This window comes from Micromonospora sp. WMMD956 (assembly GCF_029626125.1).
GTDB lineage: Bacteria > Actinomycetota > Actinomycetes > Mycobacteriales > Micromonosporaceae > Micromonospora > Micromonospora carbonacea.
In genome coordinates, this window is the sequence record NZ_JARUBI010000005.1 from 7,055,454 (window position 1) to 7,077,854 (window position 22,401).

Sequence of the window (22,401 nt, forward strand, 5' to 3'; positions counted from 1 at the left end):
CCCTCGGCAATGCGCCGGAAACCGCGCCGCCACACACCGGCAGCCGAACCCGAGTTTTCCACGCCCTGACGTTGTCGCAGCTCTTGTGCAGGGCGAACGTTTGTGCAACGCTCTCCAGCCAAGTGAGCAATCGTTTGCGCAGGAGGGTGGTCCGGTGCGGATCGCGGTGTTGGCAACCGGTGGGACGATCGCGTCCCGCCTGGCTCCCGACGGGACCCTGGCGGTGACCGACTCCGTCGCCGAGCTGCTCGGGAACGTCCCGGACCTGGCCGACGTCGAGATCTGCGGCTTCGACCTCTCCCACCGACCGAGCTTCACGCTGACCCTCGACGACATGCTCGGCACCGTCCGCGCGGTACGCGCCAAGCTCACCGGCGGCTTCGCGGGGGTGGTCGTCACGCACGGCACCGACACGCTGGAGGAGGCCGCATACCTCACCGGCCAGCTGACCAGCCGGAACGCCCGCGTCGTGCTGACCGGCGCGCAGCGCGGCGCCGACGAGCCGGACTCCGACGCCGCACGCAACCTCCTCGACGCGATCCGGGTGGCCACCGCGCCGGAGCCGGTCGGCGCAGCGATCGTGCTCGGCGGGGTGGCCTGCGCCGCCGTGGAGGGCCGCAAGGTGCACACCTCGGCGGTCTCGGCGTTCTCCGGCGGCCCGGCCGGCGCGCTGGCGCTGGTGGACCCCGACGGGGTCCTGCGGCTGTCGGCCCCGGTGCGGGGCGGCCACTACGCGGGCCGCCCCGTGCCCGACCGGCTGCCCCGGGTCGACCTGGTCAAGCTCGTCGCCGGGGCCGACGGCACCCACCTGCGCGCCTCGCTGCGGGCCGGGGCCGCGGGCGTCGTCGTCGAGGCGTTCGGGGCCGGCAACGCCCCGCCCTCCGTCGCCGAGGCCGTCCGCGAGGCGCACGAGCAGGGCGTGCCGGTGGCCATCACCAGCCGGACGGGGGCGGGACGGGTCCGGCCCATCTACTCCGGCGGCGGGGCCGACCTGGCCCGGGCCGGCGCGCTCTTCGCCGGGGACCTCACCGGCAGCCAGGCGCGGGTCGCCCTGGCCCTGGCCCTGGCCCTCGATGGACCCGACGCGGTGCCGCAGGCGCTGTCGAACCTGGTGGAAGGACGCCGACCGTGAAGACCGAAGCCGTGATGATGAACGAGTACGGCGGCCCGGACGTGCTCACCCTCGCCGAGCCGGAGCTTGCCGAGCCCCGTCCGGACGAGGTCCGGCTGCGCGTGCTCGCCGTCGCCGTCAACCACCTCGACGCCGACCTGCGCAGCGGCGTGTCCCGGATGGACCTGCGCCTGCCCCACGTGCTCGGCCGCGAGATCGTCGGGGTGGTGGAGGCGGTGGGCGACGCCGTGGCCGGCCGCCGTCCCGGCGACCGCGTCCTGGCGCTGCCGAACACCCCCTGCGGCGGGTGCGAACGGTGCCTGACCGGGCGGGCGAACCTCTGCCCCCGGGCGGACATGCCGGGGATCACCCGGTGGGGCGGCTACGCGCGGCACGCCGTCGTCTCCGGCCGGGGCCTGCTGGACATCGGCGACCTCGACCCGGTGCTGGCCGCGTCGACGCCCATCTCCTTCGGCACGGCCTGGCGCACCCTCTACTCGATCGGGCGGCTGGCCCCCGGCGAGTGGGTCCTCGCCCCCGGCGCCGCCGGTGGGCTGGGACACGCCGTGGTCCAGCTCGCCAAGCTCGGCGGCGCCCGCGTGGTCGGGCTCATCGGCGACCCGGCGAAGGCCGACTTCGTCTCCGCCCTCGGCGCCGACGCGGTGCTGAGCACCCGCGACGACGACTGGCCGCAGCGCGCCCGCGCGGCGACCGGGGGCGCCGGGTTCGACGTGATCGTCGAGCACATCGGCGGCGACGTGTTCGAGGCCGCCCTCGGCACCCTCGCGCCGACCGGCCGGATGGTCGTCGCCGGTGGGCACGCCGGCGAGCACCCGCGCCTGGACGTGATCGAGACGTTCCGCAACGAGTACGAGCTGCGCGGCTCCCGCAGCCAGCGGCCCGACGAGATCGCCCGGGTGCTGGCGCTGGTCGCGGCGGGACGGCTCAGCCCCCGCGTCGACGCGGTCCTCCCGCTGGCCGACGCCGCGCACGCGCACCGGGCGCTGGCCCAGCGTCGGGTGCTCGGCAAGCAGGTGATCGCCCCATGAGCCCCCGGACCGGCCGCCCCGGCGACCCGGCCCCCGTCGGCCGGGCGGCCGTCGCGCCCGACGGCGAGGTGCTGCCCGAACTGGTGGCCACGGGCGTCGCCGCCGCAGACGCGCTGCTGGCCACCGCTGCCGGGCAGCAGCAGGTCCGGCGCGTCGCGGCCCGGCTGACCGCCAACGCGGTCGCCGCCCGCGGTCACCTGCCGGCCGGCCTCGCCCCGCCCGGCCGCCCCGACGGGCGGTGCACCCTGCTGGCTGCCCAGGGCGCGACGGACTCCCCCGACCGGGCCGCGGCCGCGACGGCGGCGGCGATCACCACCACCCAGTGCGACGAGGGGCTCCGGGAGGCCCGCGGGCACCCCGGCCTGCACGCGTACGCCGCCGCCCTGGCCGCGACCGAGGACGCCGACGGCGACCTGCGGACGCTGCTGCGCGCCCTGGCCGTCGGCTGGGAGGTGGGCGCCCGCCTCGGCCTGCTGCTGGGCCCGCTGCGTGCCGGGGTGCACCCGCACGGCGGCTGGGGCACCGCAGCGGCGGCGGCCGCCGCCGGGGTGGTCGCGGGGCTGGACACCGCCGGCATCGCCGACGCCGTCAACCTGGCGCTGACCGTCGCGCTGGCCGGCCCCGACGACTCGACCCGGCGGGGGACGCCGGCCCACCACCTGCTGCCCGCATTCGGCACCGCCGCCGGTCTGACGGTCGCGTACCTGGTGCGCGACGGCTTCCCGGCGACCGGGCCGGCGACGGCCCACCTCGGCCGTACCGCCCACCAGGGCCCGCCCACCCCGGTGGGGGTCGACGCCGCCCTGGCGACCCAGCCGCTGCTGCCCGACGCCTACTTCAAGCCGGTCGGGGTGTGCGCGCACGCCCTCACCGGTTGGACGGCGGCGCGGTCGCTGGCCCGCGACGTCCGGGGCGTCGACGTCGCCGCGGTCACCGTGCACACCTACGCCGGCGCGGCCCTGCTCGCCGAGCGGTTCCCCGCCAACCGGCTGGCCCGGCAGTTCAGCATCCCCTGGGCTGTGGCCTGCGGGCTGCTGGGCCTGGACCCCGGCGTCGCCGACGGACGGGTCGAGGCGGCCCGGCACGCCGAGGCGGCCCGGATCGCCGCGCGGGTCACGGTCCACCACGACCCCGGCCTGGACGACGGCTACCCGCACGGCCGCCCGGCCGTGGTTGAGCTGCGCGACCGGGCCGGCCGGCGGCACACCGCCCGGGCCCGCTTCCACCCCGGCGACCGGGAGGCCCCGCTGTCGCCGGACGAGCTGGCCGCCGTGGACGCCGCGCTGCTGCGCACGGCCGGTCCGCCGGCCGGTGCCACGGAGCTGCTGCGGGCGCTGGCCCAGGCGCCCGGCTCCGCCTCCCTGCGGCACCTCACCGCGCCCGTGCGCGGCGAGGCGTCGTCCCCCACCGGCGGCCCGGGGCCGGCCCCCGCCGCGCCGGGCACCTCCCGCAGAAAGGACACGGCTTCATGGTGAGCAGAGTGGAACCCGGCACCGAGCGGGACTTCCTCGGCTACGGGGCGGACCTGCCCCGCGTCGAGTGGCCCGGCGGCGCGCGGGTCGCGGTCAGCCTGTGCCTCAACTACGAGGAGGGCGCCGAGCACAGCCTCCTCGACGGCGACGACGTCAACGAGTGGGTGGGCGAGATCTCGTACACCCCGACCAGCGCGGCGCACCGCGACCTGTCCCAGGAGTCCGTGTACGAGTACGGCAGCCGGGCCGGGGCGTGGCGGCTGCTGCGGCTGTTCGAGCGGATGGACACGCCGGTCACGGTGTACGGCTGCGCCGAGGCGCTGGCCCGTAACCGGCCCCTGACGAAGGCGTTCGTCGAGGCCGGTCACGAGATCTGTTCCCACGGGTTGCGGTGGCGGGAGCCGTCGGGCATGACCGAGGAGCAGGAGCGCGCGGAGATCCGGCGGGCGGTGGACCTGATCGGCGAGCTGTGCGGCGAGCGGCCGGTGGGCTGGTACTCCCGGTACGCGCCGTCGGAACGGACCCGGCGGCTGCTCGTCGAGGAGGGCGGCTTCCGGTACGACTCCAACGCCTACAACGACGACCTGCCGTACTGGGTGGACGTGGCGGGCACGCGGCACCTCGTCGTGCCCTACACCCACACGTACAACGACGGCCGGTTCGCCTTCAGCCCCGGCTACGCCAACCCCACGGACTTCTTCGAGAACTGTCGGCGCGGCATCGAGTACCTGTGGGAGGAGGGCGAGACCTTCCCGAAGATGATCTCCATCGGCCTGCACGCCCGGCTGATCGGCCAGGCCGGCCGCGCCTCGGCGCTGCGTGACCTCATCGCCTGGGCGCAGGAGCTGCCCGGGGTCTGGTTCGCCCGCCGCCGCGACATCGCCGACTGGTGGCACGCCAACTACCCGGACCTGCCCGCGCACGGGGGTCGCTGAGATGCGTATCGAGATCGACAACGTGGCCAAGGGCTACCCGCGCGCCGACGGTTCGCGGCTGTCGGTGGTCGGCAACCTGAGCACGGCCGTGGAGGCGCAGGAGTTCGTCTGCGTCATCGGGCCGAGCGGGTGCGGCAAGTCGACGCTGCTGGGGCTGCTGGGCGGCCTGCGCCGGCCCGACAGCGGGGAGATCCGGTTCGTCGGGGACCGCGGCGCCGAGGGTTTCCTCACCTCGATCGTCTGGCAGGACTACGCGCTGATCCCCTGGCGCTCCATCGTGGACAACGTCGCGTTCGGGCTGGAGCTGCGAGGGGTCTCGGCCCGGCGGCGTCGGGAGGTCGCCCGGGAGCACCTGGCGATGATGGGCATCGAGGCGTTCGCCGACGCCAAGCCGCACGAGCTCTCCGGCGGGATGCGCCAACGCGCCGGCATCGCCCGGGCGCTGGCCAGCGACCCCGAGGTGCTGCTGATGGACGAGCCGTTCGCGGCCGTCGACGCGCAGACCCGGACCCTGCTGCAGGACGAGCTCCTCCAGGTCTGGTCGCGCAACCGCAAGACGGTCCTGTTCATCACGCACAGCATCGAGGAGGCGCTGCTGCTGGCGGACCGGATCATCGTCCTCGGCCCCCGGCCCACCCGGGTGGTGGAGGAGATCCGGGTGCCGTTCCCCCGGCCCCGCGACCGTGACGTGGAGCTGGACCCGCGCTTCACGGAGCTGAAGCGCCACCTGTGGGCGCAACTGCGGGACGCCACCCTGGCCGCCGAGTGGGCCGAAGCGAAGGGGGAACGATGAGCGAGAGCAGCGTGCCGACCCGCGACCGGGCGGCCGGGCAGCCCGCGCCGCCGGTGGTCCGCTACGCGGTGGACCCACGGGCGGAACGCCCACCGGGCCGGCTGTTCCGGCTGCTCAGCAGCGGCGCGGGCAGCATCGTCCCGGTGGCCGTGGTGTTGCTGCTGTGGCAGGCCGGCAGCACGGCGGGACTGATCGACGAGACGTTCTTCCCCGCCCCGTCGGAGTGCGTCCGGGCCCTGGTCGGGCTCGTCACCTCCGGTGAGCTGCTGCCGAACGTCGGCATCACGGCGCGGCGGATCCTGCTCGGGTTCCTGCTCGGCGTGATCCCGGCGACCCTGCTCGGCATCGCGATGGGCCGGTCCCGCTGGATCCGGGTGCTGGTCGACCCGCTGATCGCGATCACCTACCCGATCCCGGTGGTGGCCATCCTGCCGCTGCTGCTGGTCATCTTCGGCACCGGCGGGCAGCCGATCGTGGTGCTCGCCGGGATCATCTCGTTCTTCCCCGCGGTGGTGAACGCGATGTCCGGGGTGCTCCAGGTCGACGAGCGGCTCATCCTGATGGCCCGCAACCTGGGCGCCGGCCGGCAGCAGATCCTGTGGAAGATCATCCTGCCCGGCGCGCTGCCGTCCATCTTCGCCGGCATCCGGCTGGCCGCCGGGCTGGCCCTGCTGGGCACCATCGCCGGCGAGTTCCTTGCCGCCAGTGACGGGATCGGGTCGATGACCTGGCGTTACTGGCAGATCTATCAGATCGACAACATGTACGCCACGCTCGCGGTCATCGCGGCGATGGGCTTCCTGCTCACCACGGTGACGTTGCGGGTGCAGCGACGCTTCTTCGGCTGGACGGAGGGTCAGAAATGAGATTGACGAGGACGGGTGTGCTCGCCGGGGTGCTGGGCGTCTCGCTGTTGCTCGGCACCGCCGCGTGCGGTGACGACGCGGCGGAGTCGACCGGGTCCGGCGGGCCCGACAAGGTGACGGTGAACTCGCTGGAGATCCTGTCGTTGGCGCCGATGATGGTGGCCGACGCGAAGGGCTTCTTCGGCAAGCACGACGTCGAGGTGGAGTTCAGCAACGCCGACATCTACTCCCGGCTGGCGGTGCAGGGACAGGGCAAGCTGGACGTGAACATCCCCGGCACCGGCGGCGCGCTGTTCAACGCGGTCAACCAGGGCCTGCGGGTGCGGGTGGTCGCCGACCGTCAGCAGTACCGGTGCGCGTCGGACAACCTGCTGTTGGCCCGGACCGCCGCGTACGACGGCGGGCTCAAGGGCATCGCCGACCTCAAGGGCAAGAAGGTGGCCATCCTGGCCAAGGGGTCGAGCACCGAGTACTGGCTGGACCGGGCGCTGGGGCAGGTCGGGTTGAAGCAGTCGGACCTCGGGCAGGTCGTGACGTTGAGCTACCCGGACACCGCCAACGCGCTCAAGAGCGGGGCGGTCGACGCCGGCTTCCTCGTGGAGCCGCTGGCGTACCAGCTCATCAGCGACGGGCAGGCCAAGCGGATGCTGGCGATGAACGAGGTGGCCCCCAACCAGGAGCAGGGCCTCATCACCATGTCCCAGGACTTCATCGACAAGCGCCCCGAGGTGGCGGCCCGGTGGATGGCCGGCTGGCTGGAGGGCGTCCGCTTCTACCAGGACCCGGCCAACCGGGACGAGGTCGTCAAGATCGTCTCCGAGCGGACCAAGGTCCCGGCCGAGACGATCGGCAAGCTCTACGGCACCGACCAGTGGCCGTACATGGACCCCAACGGGCGGGTGGACACCGCGACGGTGGTCGCCGAGGACGGCAAGTGGCTGCTCGACAACAAGATCATCGAGAAGCTGCCGGAGGTCTCCGGGTGGCACGACGGCTCCGTCGTCGACGCCGCCCTGAAGATCGTCGGTGAGGTGCCGGTGAACCGGGACTGCTCCTCGGTGCAGAAGCTGGAGTCCTGATGTACCCCCGTCCGAGCCGGCTGGCCACCGTCCTGCGCGACGGCGGGGTCGCCCTGGGCAGCCTCACCCTGCTCCAGGAACCGGCGCTCGGTGAGATCCTCGGCGTCCTCGGTTACGACTTCCTCGTCATCGACACCGAGCACGCCGCCGCCGACGAGCAGAGCGTGCTGGCGATGGTGCGGGCGGCCGGCTCGGCGGGGACCACCCCGTTGGTCCGGCTGCGCCGGATCGAGGAGAAGGACCTCCTGTGGTCCCTGGACAGCGGGGCCGGCGGGGTGGTGCTGCCCCTGGTGGAGACCGGGGCGCAGGCCGCCGAGGCGGCCCGGCTGACCCGCTATCCCCCGGCGGGGGACCGGACACTGTGCTCGGCGGCCCGCGCCGCCGGGCACGGCACCGCCCGGGGCGACTTCGACCGGTACCTGGCGTGGGCGGCGGAGAACACGACCACCGTCGCCCTGGTCGAGACGCCCGCCGGGCTGGCCAATCTGGACGACATCCTCGCCGCCGACCTGGACGTGCTCATGCTCGGCCGCGCCGACCTGTCGGTCAAGCTGGGCCTGGGCTACCAGCCGACCCATCCCGAGGTGGAGAAGCACGCGGTCGGGTTCGTCGACCGGGTGGTCGCCGCCGGCCGGGTCGCCGGGATGCTGGCCTACTCCCCCGAGGAGGCCCGCCGGTGGATCGACCGGGGCGTCCGGTTCGTCGTCTACTCGCAGCCGGAGATGCTGCTGTCCACCATGTACCGAGAGGCACGCGAACAGATCCTGGGAGGTGCGGCATGACCCTTCTGGTGACCGGCGGGGCCAGCGGGATCGGCGCGGCCGTGGTCGCGGCGGCGCGCAGCCGGGGCGAAACGGTGCACGTCGTCGACGTGACGACCGGGGTGGACGCCGCCGACCCGGTGGCGGTGGGAGAGTTCGTCGACGCGGTCGGCACCCCGGACCGCGTGGCGCACCTCGCCGGGGTGGTCAGCGCGGGCGGCATCGAGGAGACCAGCCTCGCCGAGTGGGAGCGGACGCTGCGCAACAACCTCACGTCCGCCTTCGTGGTGAGTCAGGCGGTGGTGCCCCGGATGGCGGCCCGGGGCGGCGGGTCGCTGGTGCTGATGAGCAGCCTCAACGCCCGCGACGGCGGGACCCGGCTCTCGGGCACGGCGTACGCGGCGGCGAAGGCCGGGGTGCTCGGCCTGATGCGGCACCTGGCCGTCGACTACGGGCCGCGCGGGGTGCGGGTCAACGCCGTCGCGCCCGGCCCGGTGGCGACACCGATGCACGACCGGCTCACCGCGCAGCAGAAGGCGGCCCTGCGGGGACGGATGCCGCTGGGACGGGTCGCCGCGGCGGAGGAGATCGCCGACATCGTGCTGTTCCTGCTGTCGGACTCCTGCGCCACGGTCACCGGGATGACCTTCGATGTGAACGGCGGCAGTCATCTCAGCTAGGTTGCCGGGGACCGGTTCGACGGCGGCGCGGGAGGCACTGTGAACAAACGGGTGACGTTGCGGGATGTCGCCAGCTTCACCGGCGTGCACGTCTCCACGGTCTCCCGCGTCCTGCGCGGCGACGACGTCCGGGTCAGCCCCGCCACGGCGACCCGGATCGTCGACGCGGCGAAGGAGCTCGGGTTCCACCGGGACCGGTGGGCGGCGAGCCTGCGCAGCGGCAAGACCGGGGTGATCGGGGTGCTGGTCCCCCGGATCACCGACATCGTGCTGGCCACCGTGTTCGAGGGCATCGACGCCGCCGCCGCGAGCGCCGGCTACCAGGCGGTCGTCAGCAGCTCCTGGGACGACGACGAGGCGCGGGCGCTGCGGATCCGGCGCTTCATCGGGGAACGGGTGGACGGGCTCATCATCGGCGACGCCCGCCGCACCGACCCCGCCCTGGCCAGGCTCGCCGCCGAACAGGTGCCGTTCGTGCTGGTCAGTCGCGCATCCCGGGGTCACCCCTCGGTCACCGGCCGGGACCGCTTCGGCGGGCGCCTGGCCGCCGACCACCTGATCGACATCGGGTGCCGACGGCTGGCGGTCGTCGCAGGCCCCGACCACGCGAGCACCTCGGCCGACCGGGTCGCCGGTTTCCTCGCGGCGGCGAAGGCCCGGGGGGTGCCGGTGGACCCGAGGTGGGTGGCCCCGTCGAGCTTCGACGTGGCCGGCGGGGCGTCGGCGATGGCCCGGCTGCTCGAGGTCGGGCAGCCGGACGGCGTCTTCGCCGTCAACGACTTCGCCGCCATCGGCGCGATGGGCACCCTGCGTGACCACGGCCTGCGGGTCGGCCGGCAGGTCGCCGTCGTCGGCTACAACGACATCGACGTGGACGCCCAACTGCTGGTGCCGCTCACCTCCATCCGGCAGCCGCTGCGCGACATGGGCGCGCAGGCCCTGCACGCGCTCCTGGCCCTGCTGGCTTCGGGCGAAGCCGGGTCGGTGCGCCTCGCGCCCGAGCTGATCGTGCGGGCCACGACCGGCGACTTCGTCCCACAGGCCGCCGGAGCTCCGGAACCCGCCACTCCCTGAGCGCGTTGCGCACCGTTCGCCGCAGTCGGGACGGCCGGTGCGGAGGACATGCTCTCGGGTCTCCCCGCGTCACCCCGCGTCACGGCCCTCGCGCGCGGCCACCGCCCTCCCGATCCCTTTGCTCTGCACCCATCTCCGCAACAGGGCGACGACCTGGTCATCCTCGTGGCCGCCGGGCGCGGGCGGAGTGGTCACCGGTTGCGCTCGGTGAACCGTTGCGTATCCGGGTGCAGAGCAAAGGGCGGGTCCGGGGTGCCGCCGGCCGGGGCGGCCGATCGCACGGCGTCACACACCGGCCGGGGCGGCCGATCGCACGGCGTCACACACCGGCCGTCGAGCACACCCACGGCACGCGCCGGCCGTCCATCACGCCGCGTCACGCACCGGCGGGTGGCCGGCGTCGCCACGCGCCTGCGGGCGGGCGGCGGCGGGCGCGGCCGGGGCAGCCCGCTGCGCCGACGGCGGCCGGCGGTGGTGCATCGCGGCGCGCAGCAGCACGAAACGCAGGGCCGTGGCCGCCAGGTTGGCCGCCACCAGCACCGTGAGCTCGACCGCGCGGGGCGGCGCCGCCGCGACGGCGTGCAGGGCCGCCAGGGATCCGCTGGTCAGCGCCAGGCCGAGGCCGAACGCCAGCAGGCCCTGCACGTGGTGGCGGCCGGCGTGCCGGCCCCCGCTGATGCCGAAGGTCAGCCGCCGGTTCGCCGCCGTGTTCGCCACGGCCGTCACCAGCAACGCCGTCAGGTTCGCCCACTGGGGGCCGAGCGCGCCCCGGGTCGCGACGAAGAGCACGAGGTACGCCAGCGTGCTCGCCACCCCCACCGCGGCGAACCGGACGAGCTGGCGGGGCAGCCCGACGGGCACCCGCGCCGGCGGCGCGGCGAGGGGGGCCCGGCCGAGCTGCGCGCGCAGCTCCGCCAGGGGCAGCGACCCGGTCAGCAGGGCCCGGCCCAGCCGCCAGATGCCCCGCAGGTCGGCCAGGGCGGTGGCGACGATGTCCACCCGGCTGTCCGGGTCGTCCACCCAGTCGACCGGCACCTCGTGGATGCGCAGCCCGGCCCGCTGGGCCAGCACCAGCAGCTCGGTGTCGAAGAACCACCCGGTGTCGCGCACCAGCGGCAGCAGCCCGGCGGCCACGTCCGCGCGGATCGCCTTGAACCCGCACTGGGCGTCGGAGAAGCTCACCGCGAGGGTGCCGCGCAGCAGCAGGTTGTAGCCGCGCGAGATGACCTCCCGCTTCGCGCCCCGCACGACCCGGGAGGTGCGGGCCAGCCGGGTGCCGATCGCCAGGTCGGAGTGGCCGGAGATGAGCGGCGCGACCAGCGGCAGCAGCGCGGCCAGGTCGGTGGACAGGTCCACGTCCATGTACGCCAGCACCGGCGCGTCCGACGCCGACCAGGCCGCCCGCAACGCCCGGCCGCGGCCCTTGGCGTCCAGGTGCCGCACCGTGACCTGCGGCAGCTCGGCGGCGATGGCGTCGGCCACGGCCAGGGTGCCGTCGGTGCTGGCGTTGTCGGCGACGGTGATCCGGAACGGGTACGGGAAGTGCGCGGTGAGGTGCGCGTGCAGCCGCCGCACGCAGGGCCCGAGGTCGGCTTCCTCGTTGTAGACGGGGATCACCACGTCGAGCACCGCCGGCGGGGCGGCGACGCGGGCGTCCACGGTGGGGCGCGGCTCGGTGGATGCGGTCATCGGTTCAGCCCTCCTGTCCGGTGGTCAGGTCGTAGACGGTGACGCCGTCGACGGTCGTCGCCTCGAACGTCTCGGCGACCCAGGCGGCGATCTCCTGCGAGGCGGAGCTGCCGCCGTTGGCGCGGAACCCGCTGCCGCCGACGAAGTAGTGGATCTTCCCTTCGGCCACGTACCGCTGGAACTGCGCGAGCGTCGGGGACGGGTCGCTGCCGTTGAACCCGCCGACCGACATGACCGGTTCGCCCGTGGCGAGCTGGTAGCCGGAGGCGTTCTGGGAGCCGATGGTGGCCGCCACCCAGGTGTAGTCGACGGCGTTGGCCTCCAGCAGGGCGCGCAGCTCGGCGCTGGGCTCGCGGGAGTCGAGCAGCCCACCCATGCCACCGCCGGTGGCGCGCCCCTCGCCGGCCACGCCGGGCAGCTGCCCGCCGTCGCGCCCCTGGCCATCGCCGTTCTGGCCCTGGCCGCCGTTCTGGCCCTGGCCGCCGCCGGGGAAGCCCGGGAACTGGCCGCCCGGTCCCTGGGCGCCGCCGGGGAAGGCGGCCTGGCCGTCGGTCCGGGCCTGGCCGCCCGGCGCGTTCTGGCCGCCGTCGCGCATCCGGCCACCGCCGGGGAAGCCGCCCCGGCCCGGGCCGGAGCCGCCCTCCACCGCGGGGCCGGCGCTGGGGATCGACCCGGTGTGCGGGGTCGCGGCCGTCTGGATCGAGTACGCCACCGGGCCGGCGAGCGCCGCCGTCGCGCCCAGCGCCACCAGCACCGGCACGGCCCGGCGGGCGAGCCGGTCGGCGACGACCAGCAGCACCGCCGCGGCCAGGCCGCCGGCCAGCACCGCCGTGCGCAGCCACGGGTACCAGTCGGGGCTGCGGCCGAGCAGCCGCCACGACCACCAGGCGGTGACGGCGAGGGCCGCGGCCAGGGTGACGGTCGCCGCGAGCGCCTGCCAGCGGGGCGCGCCCGGTGCCCGGCGCTGCCAGAGCAGGGTGACGCCGATGCCGACGAGCGCGCCGACGGCCGGGGCCAGCGCCACCGAGTAGTACGCGTGGAAGATCCCGGACATGAAGCTGAAGACGACGCCGGTGACCAGGAGCCAGCCGCCCCACAGCAGCAGCCCGGCCCGCCTGCGGTCGGTGCGCGCCGCCCGCCCGGCCAGCAGCAGGCCGGCGACCAGCAGGATCAGCGCGGCCGGCAGCAGCCAGGAGATCTGCCCGCCGTTCTCGGTGTCGAACAGCCGGCCGAGCCCGGTCTGCCCGGACGCCGGCCCGCGACCGCCGACGCTGCCCTCCTCCGCGCCGGTGATCCGGCCCAGCCCGTTGTAGCCGAGGGTCAGCTCCAGGATGCTGTTGCCCTGTGAGCCGCCGACGTACGGGCGGGCGCTGGCGGGCACCAGCTCGACGATCGCCACCCACCACCCGGCGGCCAGCACGACGCCGAGGCCGGCGGCCAGCACCTGCCGTACCCGCCGCCAGAAGCCGGTGGGCGCGGCCAGCAGGTACACCCCCGCGAAGACCGGGATCACCAGGAACGCCTGGAGCATCTTGGTGAGGAAGCCGAAGCCGACCAGCGCTCCCGCGAGGACGATCCACCGGGTGCTGGCGGTCTCCACCGCCCGGACGGTGGCGTACGCGGCGCCGATCAGCAGCAGCACGAGCAGGGCGTCGGGGTTGTTGAAGCGGAACATCAGCGTCGCCACCGGGGTGACGGCGAGGACCGCGCCGGCGATCAGGCCGGCAGCCGGGCCGTGCCAGCGGCGGACGGTGGCGAACAGCACGCCGACGGAGGCGACGCCGAGCAGGGCCTGCGGGACGAGGATCGCCCAGCTGTTCAGGCCGAAGACGCGCACCGACAGCGCCATCAGCCACAGCGACGCCGGGGTCTTGTCGACCGTGATCGAGTTCGCCGCGTCCGACGAGCCGTAGAAGAACGCCTTCCAGCTCTGCGAGCCGGCCTGGGCGGCGGCCGAGTAGAACGAGTTGGCCCAGCCGGACGCGCCCAGCCCCCACAGGTAGAGCAGCGCGGTGGCCAGCAGCAGGGCCGCCAGCGCCGGGCGTACCCAGGCGGGGTCGGGCCGCCCGCGCGCCGGCGGGCCGGCATCGGCCGTGGCGGCCGTCGGCGTGGGGCCGGTCGGCGCCGGCGCGGGCAGGGTCAGCAGGCTCTCTGTCTTGTCCATGCCGGCCACTCTGCGCGACCCCACTGGCGACGGGCCGTGGGCGGCCTATGCGGTGGCTGTGGGGTCCGTGAACGCCGGCAACACGACGGTGAACGTCGTGCGACCGGGGCGGCTGGACACCTCGACCCGGCCGTGGTGGGCGTCCACCACGGCGGCCACGATGGCCAGCCCCAGGCCGGTGCTGCCGTGGGCGCGAGAGCGGGAGCTGTCGCCCCGGGCGAAGCGTTCGAAGACCTCGCCCTGTAGTTCGGACGGGATGCCGGGGCCGTCGTCGGTGACGGTGAGCGCGACCCCGTCGGGCTCGGCGGCGAGCCGGGCGGTGACGGTCGTGCCGGGCGGGGTGTGCACCCGGGCGTTGGCCAGCAGGTTCGCCACCACCTGGTGCAGCCGGGCGGCGTCGCCCGGCACCAGCAGCTCCGCCTCGGGCAGGTCGAGCTGCCAGCGGTGCTCGGGGCCGGCGACGTGGGCGTCGCTGACCGCGTCGACGACGAGGGCGGTCAGGTCCACCGGCTCGACGGCGAGGGGCCGGCCGGAGTCGAGCCGGGCCAGCAGCAGCAGGTCGTCGACGAGGCTGGTCATCCGGGTGCTCTCCGACTCGACCCGGCGCAGCGCGTGCGCCACGTCCGGCGGGACGCGGTCGCGGCCCCGGCGGGCGACCTCGGCGTAGCCCCGGATGGCGGCGAGGGGGGTGCGCAGCTCGTGGCTGGCGTCGGCGACGAACTGGCGTACCCGCGTCTCGCTGGCCTGCCGGGCGGCGAGCGCGGCGGCGACGTGCCCGAGCATCCGGTTGAGCGCGCCGCCGACCTGGCCGACCTCGGTGCGCGGGTCGGTGTCGGCGGCCGGCACCCGCACCGACAGGGCCACCTCGCCCCGGTCCAGGGGCAGCTCGGTGACGCGGGTGGCGGTGGCGGCGACCCGGCGCAGCGGGCGCAGGGTGGCCTGGACGATGAGCGCGCCGAGGCTGCCGGCGACGAGCAGGCCGGCGGCGGCGACGCCGGCCTGGGCCAGCACCATCCACCAGACCGTCTCCTCGACGCCCGCCAGCGGCAGGGCGAAGACCAGGGTCTGCCCGTCGACGTACTGGCGGGCCATCGCCCGGTAGTCGCCCCGCTCGCCGAGGTCCACGGTGCGGGGGCGGCCGTCGGGCGTGAGCCCGGCCAGCGGGGCGGCCGCGTCGGTGCCGAGCTGCTCGGTCGCGCCGGCCACGGTGCGGGTGCTCGCCGACTGGATGCGGCCGTCGACGACCCGGGCGGCGATCGAGCCGTCCGGAAGGCCGGGCGGCAGCTCGACGGGACGCTGCGACGACGGGGGCGGGTTGGTGAACCACGGCGGCCGGTCCCCGCCGCGCCGGCGCTGGTCGAAGGTGAGCTGGTCGTCGACCTGGGCGATCAGGAAGTGGTGCAGCGCCACCGTGGTCAGCGCGCCGATGCCGACGCTGACGAAGGCGAGCAGCGCCACCACGGTCACCACCAGCCGGGTGCGCAGGGACCAGCCGGCCAGCCAGCGGCGCGCCCGGTCAGTCGGCGGGCTTGAGGACATACCCCGCGCCGCGCAGCGTGTGGATCATCGGCGCCCGCCCGACGTCGATCTTCTTTCGCAGGTACGAGATGTAGAGCTCGACGACGTTGGCCTGCCCGCCGAAGTCGTAGTTCCAGACGTGGTCGAGGATCTGCGCCTTGCTCAGCACCCGGCGGGGGTTGCGCATGAGGTAGCGCAGCAGCTCGAACTCGGTGGCCGTGAGGGTGATCAACTGGTCGCCGCGGCGCACCTCGTGGCTGTCCTCGTCGAGGCTGAGGTCGCCGACGGTCAGCACGGCGTCCTCCCGGGTGGCGATCGCGAAGCCCGAGCGGCGCAGCAGCGCCCGCAGGCGGGCGATCACCTCCTCCAGGCTGAACGGCTTGGTGACGTAGTCGTCGCCGCCGACGGTGAGCCCGGCGATGCGCTCCTCCACCGCGTCGCGGGCGGTGAGGAACAGCACCGGCACGGTCGGGGTGTGCTCGCGCAGCCGGCGCAGCACCTGGAAGCCGTCGAGGTCGGGCAGCATCACGTCGAGCACCACCGCGTCGGGCTGGAACTGGCGGGCGGTGCTCAGCGCCGCCATCCCGTTGCCGGCGGTGCGGACCTGCCAGCCCTCGTAGCGCAGGGCCATGGAGAGCAGGTCGGTGAGCGTGGGCTCGTCGTCGACCACCAGCACCCGGACGGGTTCGCCGTCCGGTCGGCGCAGCTCGATGCGGCCCTGCGCGGCCTGCCCCTCCATGACCATGCCCCCCATCGTGGGCACGCCCGCTGTGCCCCACCCCAGCAGATCCTGTGTACCAGCTGTGGGAGCGCCCCGGTGCCCGCTCACCGCACAGCATGGGCACAGCCGTGCCCCAAGCCCGGTCCAGCCGCGCCGCGCAGGCTGCCCGGCATGGACAGGGAACCGGGCCACACCTGGGAGAGCCGCTGGACGCACCGGGGACGGCCGGTGCGGGTGGCGGCGACCGACCGGCACGCGCTGCCGGCGGCCCGCCGGGAGCTGACGCTGCTGCTGGCCGGCCTGCGTCGCGGCGAGGCCACGCTGGGCCGGGCGCTGCGGGCCGCCGGCCGGCCGGTGCCGGTCGGCCCGCTGCTGCGGGACCTCGTCGGCGTCGCGCTCGACGCGGCCGAGGCCAGCGACGGGGCGGTGGACCCCACGGTCGAGGCGGCCCGGCTGCGCCGCCGACCCGCGCCGGGGCTGCTGCCCGCCTGCGGTGGCGGCGTGCCGGCCGGGCCGCCACCGGCGGCGAACTGGCGGACGGTGACGCTCGCCGGGGACCTGCTGGCCCTGCCGCCGACCCTGCCGCTGGGCCTGGCCGCCACGGCGACCGCCCAGCTCGCGCGGCGCTGCGCGCACCGGGTCGCGGCCCGCACCGGCGCGGGGATGCTGGTCGGCGTCGGGAACCGGGTCGCCGTCGCCGGCCCCGCCCCGGCGGGCGGCTGGCCGGTCGCCACCGACGGGCGGATCGTCGCGCTCACCGGCGGTGGCCTGGCCACGGCCGACGTGCGGGTCGACGGTGGCGTGCTGGACCCCCGCACGGGCGCGCCGCCGGTCTCGCCGTGGGCGTCGGTCACGGTGGTCGCCCCGGACGCGGTCCGCGCCGCGACGCTCGCCGTCGGGGCGCTCGCCCACGGCCCGCACGGCCCGGACTGGCTCGCCGAGCGGATCGGCGACGGTGCCGCGTACCCGACGCCGGGCCGCCCGACGGCGGTCCTGGCCCGTTGACGGGGCGGCCGGCGGCCGGGGCCGTTCCCGCCGGGGCGACAACCCCGGCGGTTTGCCCAGTTCGGGGGTCGGGTATCGGGGCAGGCAGCGCCGCCGGCGACGGGCGGCGTCGGGCGCGAGCGACGAGGAGCGGTCGATGAGGACGCTGGACGGGCGGTACCGGCTCGAACAGCGCATCGGCGTCGGCGGGATGTCCGAGGTGTGGCGGGCCCACGACGCCGTGCTGGACCGGCCGGTCGCGGTGAAGCTCATCTCCCCCGGGCGCGACGAGGTCCCGGTCGAGCGGATCCGGGCCGAGGCCCGCTCGGCGGCCCGGCTGGTGCACCCGAACGTGGCAAGCGTGCACGACTTCGGCACGGCCCCGGCCCTGCCGGGCCGGCCGGTGCCGTACATCGTGATGGAGCTGGCCGAGGGCGAGACCCTCGCGGCGCACCTGCGCGCCGGGCCGCTGGACTGGCGCATCGCGGTCCGCGTCTGCGCCGAGATCGCCGCTGCTCTGGCCGCCGCCCACGCGCACGGGATCGTCCACCGGGACGTGAAGCCGGCCAACGTCGTCCTCACCCCGTGCGGGGTGAAGGTCCTGGACTTCGGCATCGCCACCCCGGCCGGCGCGCCGGACGAGACGCCGGCCGGCATCGTGGTGGGCACCCCCGCCTACCTGGCCCCCGAGCAGCTCGACCGGCAGCCGGCCACCCCGGCCGCCGACATGTACGCCCTCGGGGTGCTGCTGCACTACTGCCTCGCCGGGCGGCTGCCGTACCCGGCCGACAGCACCACCGAGCTGCTGGGGGCGCGCCGCCGGCGACCGGCCGAGCCGCTGCCGCCGATCGACGGCCTGCCGGCGGAGGTGGCCGGGCTGTGCCGGCAGCTGATGGCCGACGATCCGGCGCGGCGGCCGAGCAGCCTGATGGCGGCGCTGCTGCTGGCCGAGGCGGTCGACGCCCGGGTGTATGTGCCGATGCTCGCCACGGTCCCGCCGAGGCAGCGCGGCGACGCCGGCGTGTCCCCGTGGACCCGGGAGGCGGCGGCCGAGGCGACCCAGGCGGCGACGGTGGGCGGCGGCCCCGGTTTCGCCGGACGCGCGTCGGGTAGCCGGGCGGGTGACTGAGGGGGGACGTCATGCCGGATCCGAGTTCCTGGCTGCACGAGGCCACCGCCACCGCCGAGGGTGGCCACGTCCGCACCGACGACGGCGGGCTGTCCACCGCGCTGGCGTCCCCGCTGGCGCCGCACTGCACGGGGCTGACGCCGGAGCAGCTGCTGGCGGCGGCGTTCGCGTCCTGCCTGCACCACGCTGCGGTGGAGGCGGCCGGGCAGATCACCGACGAGGCGCACACGGTGCAGGTGCGCGCGGAGGCGAGGCTGGGGCGCGACGACGACGGGCGCTACCGCGCCGACGTGCACGCCTCGATCTCCTCCGCCGGGCTGAGCCGGCAGCAGCTCGCCGAGCTGGTCGCGTACGCCGACCGGTTGTGGCCGTTCTCCAGCGGCGACAACAGCCGGCACCGGCTGACGGTCACGCCCGCCGACAACGGGCGCGGCTGACCACGGGCGCGAACGCCGGGTGCCGCGCCGGTCGCCCCGGGTCGACTCGCCCGGTCGGGTATCGGCCCATCGCCCGAACGCCCGACCCGGACGTCGCCAGGCTACCGCGCGGCACACCCGCCGACCCCGTCCTTTTTCATGCAGCTAATCGGTAATACCGTAAATAGGCCATTGGCAGTTTTTACCCGGGTTGCCGACCTTCTCGGCGCGCTCGCCCGAGCGGAAAACCGCAAAATGTGACGCATGCCACCAACCACCCCGGTGGCAGGGCGCGGCCGACTATCTAGCCTCGGCGGGTGCGTCCCTACGACTCCACCGAACCGCAGCAGGCCCACGACCGACCGGGTGGCCGACCGGCCGACACCGCCCCCACCGAACGGGTGGCGGGCCGGCACCGGCGTCCCGAGCCGCCCCGGCGCACGCTGCTGAGGTCCACGCCGGTGCGTGCGGCGCTGGTCACCGGGGTGAGCTGCTGCCTCGGCGTCGCCGCGTTCGCCGGCGCCCGCCAGGCCGACGACCCCGCGGAGCCGGTCCAGGACGCCCTCGCCGACCGGGCCGCAGCCGCCGCCGAGGCCGAGCAGCGCGCCTCCCGCTCCCTCGACCGCTCCCCGGCGGTCCCGGTGACCGTCTCGCCCAGCCCGACGGCGAAGCCCAGCCCGAGCGCCACTCGCAAGCCGAAGCCGAAGCCCGCCAGGCCGGCGCGCCCCCGGCCCGTCGCCGGGCTCAACCAGCTCCAGATGGACAACGCGAAGACCATCGTCGACGTGGGCCGGGACATGAAGCTGCCCCGCCGGGGCCTCGTCGTCGCGGTGGCCACCGCCATGCAGGAGAGCAACCTGCACAACCTGGCCAGCGACGTGCTCCCCGAGTCCGCGAACTACCCGCACCAGGGCAGCGGCTCCGACCACGACTCGGTCGGGCTGTTCCAGCAGCGCCCGAGCAGCGGCTGGGGCACCGTGCGGGACCTGATGCGCCCCGCGTACGCGGCCCGCGCCTTCTACGAGGCGCTGCTGGAGGTGCCCGGCTGGGAGGAGATGAGCCTGACCGCCGCGGCCCAGGCCGTGCAGATCTCGGCCTACCCCGACGCGTACGCGCAGCACGAGGAGCGGGCCACCACGGTCGTGGCTGCGCTGACCTGAGCCCCGGCTCAGGCGACCCGGCTGCCCCAGTCGCCCGGGGGCTCGACGTCGAGGCCGGCGGCGACCCGGGTCGTCGGCACCCCGGCGTTCGGCACCGCCGCCGCAGCCGTGGGCGTGTCCACCGCCACGACCGGGCCGGCGAGGATCTCGTCCACCCGGGCCTCGCGGCGCCGGCGCGCGGCCAGGGCCGCCTCGAAGTCCCGGCGGGCGCTCAGCGCATCGGCATACACCTGCTCGCGCACGCGCCGGGCCTCCTCGCGGGCCGCGTCCAGCTCGAACCGGGCCTGCGCCAGGATCTCGGCGGCCTCCCGCTCGACGTCGCCCAGCGCCGCCCGCGCGCCGTCGGCCCCGGCGGCCAGCTCGGGCCGATGCTCGACCAGCTCGCACAGGCGGGTCGCCTCGTCCCGGAACCGGTCCCAGTCCCGGCCCGCCCCCGCCGCGCCCTCCGCGCACGCCGCCAGCCGGCTCAACCGGACCGCGAGCTGATCGAGGCAGGCGTCGACCTGCCGCCGGTCGTAGCCGAACTCCACGACGGAGAACCTCATGCTGTCGCCCCCCAGGCAGCCGGTGTTTCTTCCCCACCTGAGATCCTCGGCGGCGCGGGCGGGCGGCGCGGGCGTTCGGGAAAAATGTTCAGCATCCGAGCGGCGACGCCCCGAGCCGGCGTCGGCCCGGGGGCGCGGGGTGGGGCGTCAGCCCGGGGCGCGGGCCGTCAGACCCGCTTGGGCAGCACCACGACACGGCCGAAGAACTCGTCGATGCGGCGCACCACGTCGTTGAAGTCGTCCAGGTCGATCGGCTTGGTCACGTACGCGTTGGCCTGGAGGGTGTAGCTGCCCACGATGTCGGTGTCGGCGTTGGAGGTGGTGAGCACCACGATCGGGATGGTCCGCAGGTCGTCGTCCTGCTTGACCTCGCCGAGCACCTGCCGCCCGTCCATCCGGGGCATGTTCAGGTCGAGCAGGATCACGTCCGGCCGGTGGGCCTCGGTGTGCCGGCCGGTCCGACGCAGGAACTCCATCGCCTCCTGGCCGTCGCTGACCACGTCGATCACCTTGTCGACGTCGGAGTCGGCGAGGGCCTCCTCGATCATCAGGACGTCGCCCGGGTCGTCGTCGACCACGAGGATACGGACGGGGCCGGGGGTGCTTCCAGCCATGGGAACCTGCCTCGGATTGACGCGGACGGCGACCTCGCGATCGCCTGCTGGCGGGGAAATCTAGCCCATCACGGAGCGGACCGCGCCGTCGGGTGGCCCGTGTCGGGAGGGTAGCCCAGCACCTCCGCCAGCCCTGTCAACCGCAGCACCCGCTCGACCCGGCCGGTCGCGCCGGTGACCCGCAACCACCCGCCCCGGGCGGTGGCCCGGTTGTCGCCCCGGACGAAGGCGGCGATGCCGGTGGAGTCGCAGAAGGTCAGCTCGGCGAGGTCGACCAACAGGTGCCGTTCCCCCTGCTCGGTGAGCCGGTCGAGCACCGCCGTGAGCTCCGGCGCGGTGCTCATGTCGAGCTCGCCGGCGAGTCGCAGGCACGCCCCGCCGCCGTCCCGCTGGGCGTACGTGACGGTGAACGTCAACGTGGTCCCTCTCGCTTCACCGCAGCCGAATGCTTGCAGTGGAGCAAGTATAAGCAGGGTTGCGCCGGACCCCGGCAGGCCGTGGTCACCGCGCCGAGGCCCCGGCCCGCTGGTCGAGCAGCGTCAGCCCGGCGCCCAGGAAGCCCGCCGCGCGCGGGAAGTCCCGCAGCGCACCCGCGAAGTGGCCGAGGGTGAGGGCGATCGCCGCGGCGGGCACCCCCCGACTGACCAGGATGCCGGTCAGCCACTCGACGAACTCGGTGAACAGCGTGCCGTCGTCGACGAAGACGGCGGCGGCGAGGAAGTCCACGATGTGGCCGAGGTCGCTGACGGTCGAGTCGAGCTGGACCGCGTCGTACTCGCGTACCCCCGGCACCCGCGCGCGCAGGTCGGCCAGGGCGCTGTCGATCAGTGCGGCCCGCCGCTTGACGAGGCTCGGGTACTCGTCGTCGGCGAGGTGGGCCAGGTCGGCCGGGGGGACCCGGCGCAGGGCCCGCTCGTCGGCGACCAGGTCGGCGGCCCCCGGCGCGTCGGGCGCCCACGCCACCCCGAGCCGGCGGGCCCACCGCCCGTCCCCGCCGAAACCGCGCCCGCCGACCACCACCGGCACGTCGGAGCGGCGGCACGCCTCGACCATGCGGTGCGCGTGCGGCAGCCGCATCGGCAACGCGCAGGCCAACGCCACGGCGTGCGCATCGTGCCGGTGCAGGTACGACACCAGGTGCGCCGCCGGGACGCTGGCCCCGAGGAACGTGACCTGCCAGCCGCGCAGCCGCAGCACCTCGGCGACCAGCCGGGGCGGCAGGGAGTGCCACTCGCCGTCCATGCAGGCCACCACGATCCGGCCCCGGGTGGGACGCGGGTCGACCCGGGCCGCGACGGCCGCCACCACCCGCTCGCTGATGTGGGTGGCAGCGTGCTCCTGGGCGACGCTCCACGCATTGCTCGCCCACCGCAGGCCCACCTCGACCTGCGCGGGCGCCACCAGCTCCAGCAGCACCCGTTCGGCCGGCACCCCGGCGTCGACCAGCCCGAGGGCGGTCTCGATCGCCGCGTACTCGTCGGCGGACTCCAACGCCCGCAGGAAGCCGGGGCAGGCGTCGGCCGGAGAGCCGACGGCGGCGGGGACGGTCACGCGGTGCTCTCCTTCGGTCGGCTGGCCGGCGGGCTGGATGGCCGGGTCGGCGGTGGGGCGGGGGCGGTGGGCCGGGGCTGCGGTGGGGCG

22 protein-coding genes are annotated in these 22,401 nt (G+C 75.5%); 14 read left to right on the top strand and 8 right to left on the bottom strand.

The features are described from left to right. The first annotated feature begins 154 nt into the window (after positions 1-154). From O7628_RS30565 to O7628_RS30610, 10 genes are read left to right on the top strand one after another with little or no spacing between them, the layout of a single operon-like run. On the top strand, positions 155-1,132 hold the full coding sequence (locus O7628_RS30565; protein WP_278135833.1) for an asparaginase: 978 nt from the start codon (positions 155-157) through the stop codon (positions 1,130-1,132). Then, positions 1,129-2,160, top strand: a complete 1,032-nt coding sequence (locus O7628_RS30570) for a zinc-binding dehydrogenase (protein WP_278135834.1) — start codon at positions 1,129-1,131, stop codon at positions 2,158-2,160. Before O7628_RS30565 ends, O7628_RS30570 begins: the two co-directional genes overlap by 4 nt. Continuing rightward, positions 2,157-3,635 carry an MmgE/PrpD family protein gene (locus O7628_RS30575; protein ID WP_278135835.1) on the top strand — a complete coding sequence of 493 codons (1,479 nt, stop codon included), beginning with the start codon at positions 2,157-2,159 and terminating at the stop codon, positions 3,633-3,635. The genes O7628_RS30570 and O7628_RS30575 overlap by 4 nt, the downstream gene beginning before the upstream one ends. After that, positions 3,629-4,567 (top strand): polysaccharide deacetylase family protein, encoded by a 939-nt coding sequence (locus tag O7628_RS30580; RefSeq protein ID WP_278135836.1) that lies wholly within the window; start codon positions 3,629-3,631, stop codon positions 4,565-4,567. Before O7628_RS30575 ends, O7628_RS30580 begins: the two co-directional genes overlap by 7 nt. A gap of 1 nt (position 4,568) precedes the next feature. Then, entirely contained in the window at positions 4,569-5,360 is a 792-nt protein-coding gene (locus O7628_RS30585) for an ABC transporter ATP-binding protein (protein WP_278135837.1), read from the top strand. Then, positions 5,357-6,226 (top strand): ABC transporter permease, encoded by an 870-nt coding sequence (locus tag O7628_RS30590; protein WP_278135838.1) that lies wholly within the window; start codon positions 5,357-5,359, stop codon positions 6,224-6,226. Before O7628_RS30585 ends, O7628_RS30590 begins: the two co-directional genes overlap by 4 nt. After that, positions 6,223-7,305, top strand: a complete 1,083-nt coding sequence (locus tag O7628_RS30595; RefSeq protein ID WP_278135839.1) for an ABC transporter substrate-binding protein — start codon at positions 6,223-6,225, stop codon at positions 7,303-7,305. The genes O7628_RS30590 and O7628_RS30595 overlap by 4 nt, the downstream gene beginning before the upstream one ends. Next, positions 7,305-8,087, top strand: coding sequence for an aldolase/citrate lyase family protein (locus O7628_RS30600; protein WP_278135840.1), 783 nt, complete (start codon positions 7,305-7,307; stop codon positions 8,085-8,087). Before O7628_RS30595 ends, O7628_RS30600 begins: the two co-directional genes overlap by 1 nt. Beyond that, on the top strand, positions 8,084-8,746 hold the full coding sequence (locus O7628_RS30605) for an SDR family oxidoreductase (RefSeq protein WP_278135841.1): 663 nt from the start codon (positions 8,084-8,086) through the stop codon (positions 8,744-8,746). Before O7628_RS30600 ends, O7628_RS30605 begins: the two co-directional genes overlap by 4 nt. Positions 8,747-8,785: 39 nt before the next feature. Then, a complete protein-coding gene (locus O7628_RS30610) occupies positions 8,786-9,820 on the top strand; it encodes a LacI family DNA-binding transcriptional regulator (protein ID WP_278135842.1) in 1,035 nt (344 codons plus the stop codon). A gap of 366 nt (positions 9,821-10,186) precedes the next feature. Here the strand turns inward: O7628_RS30610 and O7628_RS30615 are convergent, their stop codons facing one another. From O7628_RS30615 to O7628_RS30630, 4 genes are read right to left on the bottom strand one after another with little or no spacing between them, the layout of a single operon-like run. Continuing rightward, positions 10,187-11,509: a glycosyltransferase gene (locus tag O7628_RS30615; RefSeq protein WP_278135843.1), complete on the bottom strand. Its 1,323-nt coding sequence runs from the start codon at positions 11,507-11,509 to the stop codon at positions 10,187-10,189. Positions 11,510-11,513: 4 nt separating this feature from the next. Beyond that, complete coding sequence (locus tag O7628_RS30620; protein WP_278135844.1) at positions 11,514-13,673, bottom strand: glycosyltransferase family 39 protein; 2,160 nt, start codon at positions 13,671-13,673, stop codon at positions 11,514-11,516. Between the two features lie 45 nt (positions 13,674-13,718). After that, positions 13,719-15,212, bottom strand: coding sequence for an ATP-binding protein (locus O7628_RS30625; protein WP_278135845.1), 1,494 nt, complete (start codon positions 15,210-15,212; stop codon positions 13,719-13,721). Beyond that, positions 15,190-15,930 (bottom strand): response regulator transcription factor, encoded by a 741-nt coding sequence (locus O7628_RS30630; RefSeq protein WP_141723685.1) that lies wholly within the window; start codon positions 15,928-15,930, stop codon positions 15,190-15,192. Before O7628_RS30630 ends, O7628_RS30625 begins: the two co-directional genes overlap by 23 nt. Before the next feature lie 153 nt (positions 15,931-16,083). Here O7628_RS30630 and O7628_RS30635 point away from each other — a divergent pair, with 153 nt between their 5' ends. From O7628_RS30635 to O7628_RS30650, 4 genes are all read left to right on the top strand, one after another. Next, positions 16,084-16,917 carry an FAD:protein FMN transferase gene (locus O7628_RS30635; RefSeq protein ID WP_278135846.1) on the top strand — a complete coding sequence of 278 codons (834 nt, stop codon included), beginning with the start codon at positions 16,084-16,086 and terminating at the stop codon, positions 16,915-16,917. 136 nt (positions 16,918-17,053) lie between these two features. Next, complete coding sequence (locus O7628_RS30640; protein WP_278135847.1) at positions 17,054-18,025, top strand: serine/threonine-protein kinase; 972 nt, start codon at positions 17,054-17,056, stop codon at positions 18,023-18,025. Positions 18,026-18,036: 11 nt separating this feature from the next. After that, positions 18,037-18,462 carry an OsmC family protein gene (locus O7628_RS30645; protein ID WP_074473275.1) on the top strand — a complete coding sequence of 142 codons (426 nt, stop codon included), beginning with the start codon at positions 18,037-18,039 and terminating at the stop codon, positions 18,460-18,462. Positions 18,463-18,842: 380 nt separating this feature from the next. Continuing rightward, the gene (locus tag O7628_RS30650) at positions 18,843-19,601 is read left to right on the top strand and encodes a hypothetical protein (protein ID WP_278136447.1); all 759 of its coding nucleotides are present in this window, start codon (positions 18,843-18,845) and stop codon (positions 19,599-19,601) included. An 8-nt stretch (positions 19,602-19,609) separates the two neighbouring features. Here the strand turns inward: O7628_RS30650 and O7628_RS30655 are convergent, their stop codons facing one another. The 4 genes from O7628_RS30655 to O7628_RS30670 all read right to left on the bottom strand — a co-directional run bounded on the left by O7628_RS30655 (position 19,610) and on the right by O7628_RS30670 (position 22,311). Continuing rightward, entirely contained in the window at positions 19,610-20,146 is a 537-nt protein-coding gene (locus O7628_RS30655) for an ATPase (RefSeq protein WP_278135848.1), read from the bottom strand. Positions 20,147-20,313: 167 nt separating this feature from the next. Continuing rightward, positions 20,314-20,760: a response regulator gene (locus O7628_RS30660; protein WP_074473272.1), complete on the bottom strand. Its 447-nt coding sequence runs from the start codon at positions 20,758-20,760 to the stop codon at positions 20,314-20,316. 68 nt (positions 20,761-20,828) lie between these two features. Further along, a complete protein-coding gene (locus O7628_RS30665; RefSeq protein ID WP_043968663.1) occupies positions 20,829-21,176 on the bottom strand; it encodes an STAS domain-containing protein in 348 nt (115 codons plus the stop codon). An 85-nt stretch (positions 21,177-21,261) separates the two neighbouring features. Continuing rightward, a complete protein-coding gene (locus O7628_RS30670) occupies positions 21,262-22,311 on the bottom strand; it encodes a cobalamin-dependent protein (RefSeq protein WP_278135849.1) in 1,050 nt (349 codons plus the stop codon). Positions 22,312-22,401 lie beyond the last annotated feature (90 nt).